Below are 12673 nucleotides of genomic sequence, written 5' to 3'. Positions count from 1 at the left end.
GCAACAGGGGCGGGGCTTTTTTCTTTTGCCGAGCGAAACGCGTATGCATCGAAAATCGCGTGCGCATCTAGACTTTTTGTTCTATAAATACGCGTATTGTTACCCTTTGATAAGGAAATGATATGCGTCCTGCCCGCGTCCCCGTGATTGCCGGCGCGCTGCTGTGCTGCGGGTCAGCGCTGGCAGCGCCTGACCGCATCGACCAGTTCATGCGCGCCCAGATGGAACGCGCGCACATCCCGGCGGCCGCGGTGGCCGTGGTGCGCGACGGGACGATCGTCAAACTGGCGTCCTACGGGACGGCGGACGTGGAACTGGGCGTGCCGGCGCGCCGGCATTCGGCATTCCAGATCGCGTCCACCACCAAGCTGCTCACTTCCACCGTGCTGATGCAATTGGTGGGCGAGGGCAGGATCGACCTGGATGCGCCGGTCGCGCGCAATATCGAGGATGCGCCGGCCGAGTGGAGCACGATGACGGTGCGCCACCTGGTCTCGCACACCTCCGGCCTGCCGCGCGTGCCCGCGCCGCCCTCGCTGGCCACCCCGCGCGAGGCCGTGGAATACGCCAAAAAGCAAAAGCTGGCCGCGGCGCCCGGCGAGGTGGCCGCCTACGGCTCGGTCGATTTTTCCATCGTCGCCTATATTATTGAGAAGGTCACCGGCAAGCAGCTGGAGGCACTCTTCGCCGAGCGCCTGGCCAAGCCGCTGGGGATGGGCGACACAGGTTTCGCCCGTTTCGAGTTCTCGCCTAACAGAGACATCGTCCAGACCGAGTTGGTGCCGGGGAGGGTGACCACCTACCAGTGGCGTGGCGGGACACAGTACGCCTACCGCTACCTGTACCCGGCCTACACCTTTGCCGCGGGCGGCGCTTTTTCCAGCATCCATGATATGGCGGGCTTCCTGCAGGGGATCGGCAGCGGCAAGCTGCTCAGCGGAAGCTTGCTCGAGCAGATGTGGACACCGGCGCGGCTTGCAAACGGCAAGGATGCCCCGTTCGCGGTCGGCTGGACGCGGGCCGGTTACCGCGGCGTGCGCGAGGTCGGCCACAGCGGCGGTCCCGCGCTGGCGGATCTGCGCTACTACCCGGACCAGAAGCTGGGCGTGGTCGTGCTCACCAACCAGCGCAACCTGATGCCGGTGCTGGCCCGCGGCGTGGCCGCGATGTACCTGCCGCCGGCCCCGTTCCTGCGGGAGGCGGGCATCGCTGACACCGACCCGGCGCGCACCGCCGCGTTCCGCCAGGCACTGGCCCAGTTTGCGAAAGGCAAGGCCGACCCGGCGCTGTTCGGCGGCGAGATCAGAGGGGCGCTGCAGGAACTGGAAGGGTTGCTGGCATTGCAATTGGGAGCGCTGCCGCCGCTGTCGAAGCTTGTGCTGCTTCAATCCTCGAGCGACAACCGCCAACGCACCTATCGTTCGCTGCACGGCAAGGACGATTCGCTGCGGTGGGTGGTACGATTCGACGAGAACGGGTTGATCGCCGACCTGGACACGGTGGACGAGTAGCTTGACGCCGGGGAAGGGCGAAAAAAAACCCCGCTGCTGCGGGGTTTTTTGCTTCCTGATGGAATTACACGCCCTGGATATTGGAAGCTTGCTTGCCTTTAGGGCCTTGCGTGACTTCGAATTGGACTTTTTGACCTTCTTTAAGGGTCTTAAAACCGGCCATATTGATTGCGGAGAAGTGTGCGAACAGATCCTCGCCGCCATCATCAGGAGTGATGAAGCCAAAACCTTTGGAATCATTGAACCACTTTACAGTACCAGTTGCCATAAAAGAACTTTCAGATAAAAACAAATCACACGAGCCATAAAAGCAAGAAGCTTCTTGCCCCCTCCTCAGCCTGCTCACTCTTATCAACAAGTACATAGTACCTGTCAATGTCTGCATTGTTGTTGCAACAATCTGAGAAGTCAAGCGCTTTTGAACGCGTGTTGCAAATTTTTCCACATGGCCATGCGGGAGGGGTGCGGCAGGGGCGTGAACGGCCTCTTGATTTCGGCAATCGGGTCGCCATCTGCGCAGTGATCGGAAAACGCGTAAGATGGAAAGCAAACGAGAACGTTCCTGATGTTTACACTTTGCACCATCCTTGAAAGCATTAGAATACGTCCATGGCAACCAAGCACGATACTGAACAACTGCTAGAGCGGCAGACACTCAAGCCGCCCCCTCTGTACCAGGTGGCGCTGCTCAATGACGATTACACACCGATGGAGTTCGTGGTCGCGATCATCCAGGAGTATTTCAACAAGGATCGCGAAACCGCGACGCAAATCATGCTTTCCGTACACCGCCACGGCAAGGGCGTGTGCGGCGTGTTTTCCAAAGACGTAGCGTGTACCAAAGTGGAGTTTGTTTTAACACATGCGCGCAAGGCGGGGCATCCCCTGCAATGCGTGATGGAGGAAGTATGATTGCGCAGGAACTGGAAGTATCCTTACATATGGCCTTTGTCGAAGCGCGGCAGGCTCGGCACGAGTTCATCACCGTCGAGCATCTGCTGCTGGCGCTGCTCGACAATCCGTCGGCCGCCGAAGTCCTGCGTGCCTGCGCGGTCAACATCGAAGACCTGCGCAAGACCTTGACCAATTTTATCGGTGACAATACCCCGACCGTGCCCGGCACCGGCGAGGTGGACACCCAGCCGACGCTTGGGTTCCAGCGCGTGATCCAGCGCGCGATCATGCACGTGCAGTCGGCCTCGAACGGCAAGAAGGAAGTCACCGGCGCCAACGTGCTCGTTGCCATCTTCGGCGAAAAGGACTCGCATGCGGTGTACTACCTGCACCAGCAGGGCGTGACGCGCCTGGACGTGGTCAATTTCATCTCGCACGGCGTGCGCAAGGACCAGCAGCTCGACACGCAAAAAGCGTCCGAGGGCGTGGAAGAAGCGCAGGTCGAAGGGCAGACCAAGGAAAGCCCGCTCGACCAGTTCACCCAGAACCTGAACAAGGCCGCCGCCGACGGCAAGATCGACCCGCTGATCGGGCGCGAGGACGAAGTGGACCGCGTGATCCAGATCCTGTGCCGCCGCCGCAAGAACAACCCGCTGCTGGTCGGCGAGGCTGGCGTGGGCAAGACCGCGATCGCGGAAGGCCTCGCATGGCGCATCGTCCAGGAAGACGTGCCCGACATCCTGGGCAATGCCGTCGTGTATTCGCTGGACATGGGCGCGCTCTTGGCCGGCACCAAGTACCGCGGCGACTTCGAGCAGCGCCTGAAGGCCGTGCTCAAGCAGCTCAAGGACACGCCGAACGGCATCCTGTTCATCGACGAGATCCACACGATCATCGGCGCCGGCTCGGCCTCGGGCGGCACGCTGGACGCGTCCAACCTGCTGAAACCGGCCCTGGCCAACGGCCAGCTCAAGTGCATCGGCGCGACCACGTTCACGGAATTCCGCGGCGTGTTCGAAAAAGACCATGCACTGTCGCGCCGCTTCCAGAAAGTGGACGTGAACGAGCCGTCGGTCGAGCAGACCGTGGCGATCCTGCGTGGCCTGAAGTCGCGCTTTGAAGAGCACCACGGGGTGAAGTACTCGTCGTCGGCGCTGTCCACCGCGGCCGAGCTGGCGGCACGCTTCATCAACGACCGCCACCTGCCGGACAAGGCGATCGACGTGATCGACGAAGCGGGAGCGGCGCAGCGCATCCTGCCGAAGTCCAAGCAGAAAAAGACCATCGGCAAGACCGAGATCGAGGACATCATCGCGAAAATCGCGCGGATTCCCCCGCAAACGGTCAACCAGGACGACCGCAGCAAACTGCAGACGATCGACCGCGACCTGCGCAACGTCGTGTTCGGGCAAGACCCGGCCATCGACGCGCTGGCCTCGGCCATCAAGATGGCGCGCGCCGGCCTGGGCAAGACCGACAAGCCGATCGGCTCGTTCCTGTTCTCGGGTCCCACCGGCGTGGGCAAGACCGAGGTCGCCAAGCAGCTCGCCTTTATCCTGGGCATCGAGCTGGTGCGCTTCGACATGTCCGAGTACATGGAGCGTCACGCGGTGTCGCGCCTGATCGGTGCGCCGCCGGGCTACGTCGGTTTCGACCAGGGCGGCCTGTTGACCGAAGCCATCACCAAGAAGCCGCACGCGGTGCTGCTGCTGGACGAGATTGAAAAGGCCCACCCGGACATTTTCAACATCCTGCTGCAGGTGATGGACCACGGCACGCTGACCGACAACAACGGCCGCAAGGCGGACTTCCGCAACGTGATCATCATCATGACCACCAACGCGGGCGCCGAGAGCCTGACCAAGCGCTCGGTGGGCTTTGTGGATGCGCGTGCGCAAGGCGACGAGATGGCCGACATCAAGCGCATGTTCACGCCGGAGTTCCGCAACCGCCTGGACGCGATCATCAGCTTCAAGGCGCTGGACGAGGAGATCATCCTGCGCGTCGTCGACAAGTTCCTGATGCAGCTGGAAGAGCAGTTGCACGAGAAGAAGGTCGAGGCCGTGTTCAGCGAAAAGCTGCGCAAGTTCCTGGCCAAGAAAGGCTTCGACCCGCAGATGGGCGCGCGGCCGATGTCCCGCCTGATCCAGGACATGATCCGCAAGGCGCTGGCCGACGAGCTGCTGTTCGGCCGCCTGGTCAACGGTGGCCGGGTGACGGTGGACATGGACGACAAGGACAACGTGATCCTCGAGTTCCCGGAAGGCGACGCACTGCCGCCGCCGGCCCCGGCCGAAACGGTCGAGATCGAGTAAGCGGCTGCTTGGTAGCAAGAGCCCGCCTGACATGGCGGGCTTTTTTTCGCCCGGAGGGTGGGCGTTAAGACGATGTCCGCTTCGGCGATGAAGATGGCGTAGTTTGAACGCGTGGGCAGAATCTGCCCACCCTACAAGGCGGCGTCAAGCGGCGGTGCCGAGTGCAGGGCGCGAGGCGAACTCTGCCTCGAAGCTGAATTTCCCTGAATCGAATACCGCAAGGCACCCGTCCACCACGGCGGGGTCGTACCAGCTTCCGCGGTGCGCCCGGATTTCCGCCAGCGCCGCCTGCAGGCCCAGGCCTGGCCGATAGGGCCGGTGCGAGACCATCGCTTCCACCACGTCAGCCACCATCACGATGCGCGACTCCAACAGGGTTTCATCGCCCCGCAGGCCCCTCGGATAGCCCGTCCCATCCATCCGCTCGTGGTGTTCCAGCACGATGCGGGCGATCGGCCACGGGAACTCGACATCCTTCAGGATTTCATAGCCGGTCTTGGGGTGCAGCTTGATCAGGCTGAACTCGACGTCTTCCAGCCGCCCCGGCTTGTTCAGGATTTCCGACGGCACCCGGATCTTGCCCACGTCATGCACGCTGGCGGCAAGGCGCAGCCCTTCGATCCGGTGTTCGTCCAGTCCCAGTTCGCGAGCGATCGCCTCGCACAGCATGGCCACGCGATGCTGGTGGCCCGCAGTGTAGGCATCGCGCATTTCCAGCATGGTGGACAGCGTCTGGATGGACGCGACCAGGCTGCGCTGCAATTGGGCTTGATACTTGTCGTTCTCGATGCGAATGCGGTCACGCTCCGTCCTGGCGGCGATGCTGGCCATCCCGTATGCCAGGTCATCGGCCAGGTCATTGAGCAGCGCAACCTCGGTCGGGGAAAAGGCGTTCTGCTCCTGCGCGTAGATGGTCAGGGTGCCGAGCACGTCGTCCTGGTGGATCAGGGGAAGCCAAATGCCGGACCCAAAGCGGCCCGCGACGGCGGCCCGCCACGGTTCAAGGCTGGCCGCGTCGGGGATCTGGTTGACGACCTTGGCCTGACGCGTCTTGATCGCTTGTCCGGTGGGGCCTTGCCCGTAGATCGAATCGTCCCACCGGATATCGAGGTTGGCCATGTTGCCTGCGCACCCGTATTGCGAGACCAACCGGGCGCGCTTGACGGGGGCGTATTCCAGTTTGCCGACCCATGCGAGCGCGTAGCCGCCGGTTTCCACGGTGACCCGGCATACGCTGTCGAGCAGTGCCTGCACATCGCTTGCATGGATGAGCTCATCGTTGACGGCAGAGATGACCTGCAGTGCCCGGTTCGCGCGACGCAGGGCGATGTCGTCTTCCTTGCGTTCGTGGCTGTCCCAAATGACGCCGACCAGCTTGAGCGCCGTTCCTGCAGCATCGCGCACCACGTCGCCCTGGATGGAGAACCAGCGCCACCTGCCATCGCCCATCTGGACGCGGCATTCCGACTTGTATTGCGGGCCTTCGGCAATGGCGTGCGCGAGCGATGTCGTCACTTCCTCGTGGTCGTCCGGGTGGACGATCTCCAGGAAACGCTCGAGACTTGGAACCGTAAAGCCGGCTGGCCGTTCAAAGAACTCCGCGGCTTCCTCCGAATGGGATAGTTCCATACCGGGCACCGTCAGCACCCAGGTGATCATGCGTGCGGCCCGGAGCGCCAGGTGCAGCTCCTGTTCGCGGCGCGCCAGCAGCTCCAGCGTTTCGCCAAGCTGGGTCACGTCTTCCAGGGTCGTCACTACCGACACGACCTGGCCGTCCTTGACCTGCAGCGGCGCCGCGTTGACCAGGAGTTTCAGCCTGTGTCCCGGCCCGTCGGTTTCCATCCGGAACATCCGCACTGGCTCGCCAGTCCGCAGGACAGTCATGTGGGGCATGTCCGTCTCGGCCAGCGGATGTCCTTGCTCATTGGTGGCGTGGCGTTCGGCAACTTTCGAACGCTGCCCGACCAGCTCCTGCCAACTCATCCCGATCACGCGCTCGGCCTCATTGTTGACGAAAGTGATCAGCCCATCCTGGTCCCGCACCACCACGCCGACCGGGATTGCGTTGCAGAGCCCTTTCAGGAGCGCATGCGATTCCCTCAGCTCCCGCTCGATACGCTTGCGCTCGCGGATTGCGTATTCCTCGGTCAGGGCGCGGGTGATGACCGGCACCAGCCGGTCAAGGTTCGATTTGAGTACGTAGTCCTTCGCCCCGGTTTTCAGCAACTCCGTCGCCAGCTCGTCGCCCAGCGCGCACGAGACGACAACCACCGGCGCCTCGGGACAGGTCTTCCTGGCCAGCTCGATGGCGGCCCTCCCGTCAAGTCCGGGAGTCCCGTGCTCGACCAGGACGAGATCCGGCGCGAAGCCTTCAAGGGCTTGCAGGAAAGAGGCCCGGTCTTCAACGCGCTTGGCTTCGAAGGCAAATCCATCCCTTTCCATCACCGAGGTCATCTGAGCGGCGTCGGCGGCGCTCGCATCCAGAATGAGGACTTTGCGTAACTCGTTTCTTTTCATTAATGGTCACCTCGACAGACCGGCGGTAAGTCTATGCAGTTTTGTAACAGAAAAAACATGACTCAGGTCAAATTTCGACGATATGCCTGGACACCGGTACCGCTGGGGCATCCGCCCAACAAAACGCGCTCGCGTACTGCGCCTGACCCGCCACTCGGGGAATGCCTGTGGCAAACTCATGCCTTCCCGCAACCCATCTTGCACTGAAACATGAACGTGTGCCGCACCATCATCGCGCTGTCGCTGGCCCTGGCCGGCAGCCAGGCAAGCGCCGCCGATCCTTATCTCCGCTTCCCCGCCATCCGCGGCGACGCGCTTGTGTTCACCGCCGAGGGCGATTTATGGCGCGCCTCGGTCGAGGGCGGCAAGGCGCAGCGCCTGACTACGCACCCGGCCGCGGAAACCAACGCCGCCATTTCTCAGGACGGCAAGCTGGTCGCCTTCACCGCCTCGTACGAAGGGGCGCAGGAAGCCTATGTGATGCCGCTCGATGGCGGACTGCCCAAGCGCCTGAGCTTCGAGAACGGCAACGTGCTGGTGCTGGGCTGGACGCCGCAGGGCGAGGTCCTGGTGAGCACCGAGAACAGCACCGGCCCGGCCAAGCACCGTGTGATCGCCGCGATCGAACCGCAGTCGATGAAACGGCGCGTGCTGCCGCTGGCCGACGCCAACGATGCCGTGCTCGACGACACGGGCCGTTACGTGTACTTCACGCGCATGGGCCTGGCCATGACCAACGATAACGTCAAGGCCTACCGCGGCGGCGCCCATGCCCAGCTGTGGCGCTTCGACCTGTCCGCCAAGCGCGAGGCCGAGCTGCTGTTCAAGGACGACCTGGCCAACAACAAGCGCCCGATGTGGTGGAACGGCCGCCTGTACTTCATCAGCGACGACGGCGGCAGCGACAACCTGTGGTCCGCGCTCCCGGACGGCAGCGACCGCAAGCTGCTCACGCACCACAAGGAATGGGACGTCAGGAACGCATCGCTGGGCGACGGCCGCATCGCCTACCAGCTGGGCGCGGACCTGCACGTGTACGACATCGCGGCAGGCAGCGACAAGCTGGTCAAGGCCAGCCTGGTATCGGACTTCGACCAGCTGCGCACGCGCCTGGTGCGCTCGCCGCTGGACGCGCTCACCGGCATCGAAGTGGCCAGCAAGGCCGAGCGCATCGTGCTGACCGCGCGCGGCCGCGTGACCGTGGCCGGTACTGGCAGCCAGCGCCGCGTCGAAATCGCGGTGCCGGAAGGCGCGCGGGCGCGCGGCGCCGTGTTCAGCCACGACGACAAGTGGATCTACGCGATCGCCGACACCAGCGGCGAGAACGAGATCTGGCGCTACGCCGCCGACGGATCGGGCCACGGCGACATGCTGACCGGCGACGGCGCCGGCAACCACCGCTGGGCGCTGTACCCGTCCCCGGACGGCAAATGGCTGGCGCACACCGACAAGCATGGCCGCACCTGGCTGCTCGACCTGGCCACCAGGGCAAACTTAGTGATCGACGACGCCGGCAAGCTGGGCATCGACCGTTCCGACCAGGTGGTATGGTCGCCGGACAGCCGCAACCTTGCGTTCGTGCGCGTGGGGAGCACCGAGCAGCGCAACCAGATCGGCATGTTCAACCTGGACAGCAAGCAGCTTGCGTTCGTGACCACCGACCGCTACGCCGCGAGCTCGCCCGCGTTTTCTCCGGACGGGAAGTGGCTGTACTTCCTGTCGGCGCGCCACTTCAACCTGGGTAACGCCTCGCCTTGGGGCGACCGCAACATGGGCCCGGTGTTCGACAAGCGCGTGGGCGTGTTCGCGCTGGCGCTGCAGAGCGGTACGCGCTTCCCGTTCAAGCCGGACGACGAGCTCTCGCGGCCCGACGACAAGCCAGCGGCGGACAGCAAATCGTCCGAGACGGTTGCGGTGGCCGAGAAGGTGGTCGCTGCGGCGATCGCCGACGCCAAGGGCGCGGACAAGACCGTGGCCAGGCCCGCCGAGAAGAAGCCGTCGATTCCGGCGGTGATGTACGCGGGACTGAAGGACCGCCTGTACGAGGTGCCGGTCGCGCCGGGCAACTACCGCGCGCTGGCGGTGGACGAGAAGCGCCTGTACCTGCTCGAGTCCGACGAGCCGCGCAAGGGCACGCTCAAGACGCTGGCGATCAGCCGCACCTCGCCGCAGCTGGAAACCTTCGCGTCCAACGTGCGCGAATTCGGCCTCACTACCGACAACAAGCATGTTTTCTACCGCACCGCGGCACCGTCCGGCCCGGGCGAGATGCTGATGGTGGAGGCGGGCGCCAAGGCACCGGCCGACCTGTCGAAGGCGAGGATCAAGATCGACGACTGGACCATCGTATCGAACCCGCGCATGGAATGGACGCAGATGTTCAACGATGCCTGGCGCATGCACCGCGACTTCTTGTACGACACCAAAATGCGCGGCGTGGACTGGAACGGCGTGCGCAAGCGCTATGCGCCGCTGGTCGAGCGCGTCACCGACCGCGCCGAGCTGGACGACGTGCTGGGCATGATGGTGAGCGAGGTCGGCGCGCTGCACTCGCAGATCCGTCCCGGCGACCTGCGCCGCCCGCCGGCCGAAGGCGTGCCCGCCGGCCTTGGCGCGGTGCTCACGCGCGTGGCCGATGGCTACCGCGTGGACCGCGTGTACCGCAGCGAGCCGGAGCTGCCGGAAGAACGCGGCCCGCTCGCCGCGCCCGACGTGAACGTGCAGGAGGGCGACATCATCGTTGCCGTCAACGGCAAGTCGCTGGCCGAGGCGCGCGACATCGCCGACCTGCTGCTCAACCAGGCCGGCCGCCAGGTCCTGCTGCAGGTGAAGAGCCCGGGCGCAAAGCAGCCACGCGCCGTGATCGTGACGCCGGTGCCGATGGCGCGCCAGGCCAGCCTGCGCTACGCCGACTGGGAACAAAGCCGCGCGCGCCAGGTGGACGAGGCTTCGAAGGGCAAGATCGGCTACCTGCACCTGCGCGCGATGGTGGCGCGCGACATCGACGCCTTCGCACGCGACTTCTACGCCAACGTCAACAAGGATGGGCTGATCATCGACGTACGCCGCAACAACGGCGGTAACATCGACAGCTGGATCATCGAAAAGCTGCTGCGCAAGGCGTGGGCATTCTGGACCTCGCACGGCAGCCAGCCGTCGCCGAATATGCAGAACACCTTCCGCGGCCACCTGGTCGTGCTGGTGGACGAGCTGACCTACTCGGACGGCGAGACCTTCGCGGCCGGCATCAAGGCGCTCAAGCTCGCGCCGCTGGTGGGCAAGCGCACCGCCGGCGCGGGCGTGTGGCTCAGCGATGGCAACGGCCTGCTGGATAACGGCATGGCGCGCGTGGCCGAGTTCACCCAGTACGCGGCGGACGGCAAGTGGCTGATCGAAGGCGTGGGCGTGTCGCCGGACGTGGAGGTGGACAACCTGCCGTACGAGACCTTCAATGGGCGCGACCGGCAGCTCGAAGTCGCGATCCAGATGCTGGAGAAGAAGCTGAAGGAAGAGCCGGTGGCGCCGTACAGGCCGGCCGAGATCCCGGCGATTCGCCGCTGAGATACCCCGTAGGGTGGGCACTTGTGCCCACGCGTGTTCACCCGCCTTCGAGGGACCGCGTGGGCTCGAGAGCCCACCCTACCGGGAAGGCTGACGCTCAGGTAACACGCCTGTCATATTGGCTCGCCATAATCGGCGCAACCAGACAACGAGTTCCTGAACATGCGCCTACCCAAAGTCCAAGCTGGCACCATCATCGTCGGTGCGTTTGCCATCCTCCTGGCCGTCATCACCGTGATCTCCAGCGTGTCGATCTGGCGCATGTACACGGCGGACGCGATCGCCTCCGATCTCGTGCGCGACAAGCTGGCGAAGGAGCAGCTGACCTCCGAGATGCTCTCAGTAGCACAGCTCAACAAGCTGTTGGCCGTATCGATCGCGCGCAGCGACAGCCTGGAACTGGGCGACTATTACCAGGCCGAGCTGGCGCGCGGGGAAAAACGCGCCGCCGAGATCGAGAAGGCGGTCGCCGCGCTGCCCATGCAGGACGCCGAGCGCCAACTGATGAAGACCGTCCTGGAGCGCAAAGCGGCGCTGGCAGCCGTGCGCCGCGCGGTGTTCGACGCCAAGGACATGGGCAAGGTCATGGAAGTCGAGCAGCTGGTGGGCGGCCGCCTCGAACCGGCGTTCCAGCACTACGCCGACGCCATGTCGCGCCTGCTGGCCTACCAGACCACCCGCGCCCGTGCCATGCAGGCCGAGTCGGAGCAGGCATTCGGCGCCAGTCTGGCACTGATCATTGCGCTGGGTGCGATCGCGGTCTGCGGCGGCGGCCTGCTGGCCTGGTTGCTGGTTCGCCACATCGTGCTTCCATTGCGTCGTGGTGTCGATCTGGCCGAGCAGGTGGCCGCCGGCGACTTGCGCGCCACGATCGAACACCAGCGCGATGACGAAATCGGCCGCCTGTTCGACGCGCTCAACCGCATGACCGCCAGCATGTCGGACACGGTGGCGCGCGTGATGGACGGCGCGCTCGCGATCGACGCCGCCTCGGCGCAGATCGCGGCCGGTAACCACGACCTGTCGCGGCGCACGGAGCACCAGGCCGGTGCAATCGAGGAAACTGCCGCTTCGATGGAAGAGCTCACCTCGACCGTGCGCCAGAACAGCGACAGCGCGAGCGAGGCGAGCAAGCTGGCGCAGTCCGCTCAATCGGTTGCACTGGCGGGTGGCGAGGCGATGGCGCAGATGGTCAGCAAGATGGCGTCGATCCGCGCCTCGGCCGACCGCATCGTCGACATCATCGCCGTGATCGACGGGATCGCATTCCAGACCAATATCCTGGCGCTGAACGCTGCCGTCGAGGCGGCAAGGGCGGGCGAGGAGGGGCGCGGCTTTGCGGTGGTGGCCGGCGAGGTGCGCTCGCTGGCACAGCGTTCGGCAGCGGCGGCCAAGGACATCAAGAAGCTGATCACCGATTCGGCCAACGAAATCGAGTCAGGCACCGGAATCGCGAACGCGGCGGGCGACACCATGCGCGACATTGTCGGCAGCGTGCAGCGCCTGACCGGCCTGCTCGGCGCGATCAACAACGCCAGCTCGGAGCAGGCGGCGGGGATTGCCCAGGTGGGTGAAGCAATCGCCGGCATGGACGACGCCACGCGGCAGAATGCGGCGCTGGTCGAACAGGCCACGTCGGCAGCCGACGCGCTGCGTGAGCAGGCGGGCCAGCTGGCCGCGCTGGTCGGCACCTTTAAGGTCGAGCAAACAGCAAGCGAGGCGGCCGCCGGACAGGAGCGCTTGTTCGCGATGTCTTTCGACCGCCAGGCTGTAGCGCTGCCCCCGGCGCGGCGCGCGTCGCGGGCCGTGGCGCAGGCGACGCTCACCGCAGCGAGCCTGCGCCCAAGCCGCGAGATGGCCGAGGCCTGACTGGCA

7 protein-coding genes are annotated in these 12673 nt (G+C 64.7%); 5 read left to right on the top strand and 2 right to left on the bottom strand.

Going from position 1 to position 12673, the window contains the following annotated elements; genetic code table 11:
- Window positions 1–122: 122 nt before the first annotated feature.
- Window positions 123–1511, top strand: coding sequence for a serine hydrolase domain-containing protein (locus NX774_RS11285; RefSeq protein WP_258822271.1), 1389 nt, complete (start codon window positions 123–125; stop codon window positions 1509–1511).
- Window positions 1512–1575: 64 nt separating this feature from the next.
- Here NX774_RS11285 and NX774_RS11280 read toward each other — a convergent pair whose 3' ends face one another.
- A complete protein-coding gene (locus tag NX774_RS11280) occupies window positions 1576–1779 on the bottom strand; it encodes a cold-shock protein (RefSeq protein ID WP_060566744.1) in 204 nt (67 codons plus the stop codon).
- A gap of 341 nt (window positions 1780–2120) precedes the next feature.
- On the opposite strand from NX774_RS11280, the gene clpS reads away from it, so the two are divergent.
- Together clpS and clpA are read left to right on the top strand one after the other, a co-directional pair.
- Window positions 2121–2423, top strand: coding sequence for an ATP-dependent Clp protease adapter ClpS (gene clpS / locus NX774_RS11275; RefSeq protein WP_258822270.1), 303 nt, complete (start codon window positions 2121–2123; stop codon window positions 2421–2423).
- Entirely contained in the window at window positions 2420–4720 is a 2301-nt protein-coding gene (clpA, locus tag NX774_RS11270) for an ATP-dependent Clp protease ATP-binding subunit ClpA (RefSeq protein ID WP_258822269.1), read from the top strand. Before clpS ends, clpA begins: the two co-directional genes overlap by 4 nt.
- Window positions 4721–4864: 144 nt before the next feature.
- Here clpA and NX774_RS11265 read toward each other — a convergent pair whose 3' ends face one another.
- Window positions 4865–7237, bottom strand: a complete 2373-nt coding sequence (locus tag NX774_RS11265; RefSeq protein ID WP_258822268.1) for an HD domain-containing phosphohydrolase — start codon at window positions 7235–7237, stop codon at window positions 4865–4867.
- Between the two features lie 210 nt (window positions 7238–7447).
- Here NX774_RS11265 and NX774_RS11260 point away from each other — a divergent pair, with 210 nt between their 5' ends.
- Both NX774_RS11260 and NX774_RS11255 read left to right on the top strand, forming a co-directional pair.
- Window positions 7448–10798 (top strand): S41 family peptidase, encoded by a 3351-nt coding sequence (locus NX774_RS11260; RefSeq protein WP_258822267.1) that lies wholly within the window; start codon window positions 7448–7450, stop codon window positions 10796–10798.
- 162 nt (window positions 10799–10960) lie between these two features.
- Window positions 10961–12667, top strand: coding sequence for a methyl-accepting chemotaxis protein (locus NX774_RS11255; RefSeq protein WP_258822266.1), 1707 nt, complete (start codon window positions 10961–10963; stop codon window positions 12665–12667).
- The last annotated feature ends 6 nt before the right edge of the window (window positions 12668–12673 follow it).

It is taken from the genome of Massilia agilis (assembly GCF_024756255.1).
Classification (GTDB): Bacteria; Pseudomonadota; Gammaproteobacteria; order Burkholderiales; family Burkholderiaceae_D; genus Telluria; species Telluria agilis.
The sequence above is the reverse complement of the archived record's forward strand: the minus strand, read 5'-3'. Positions and strand labels throughout refer to the sequence as shown.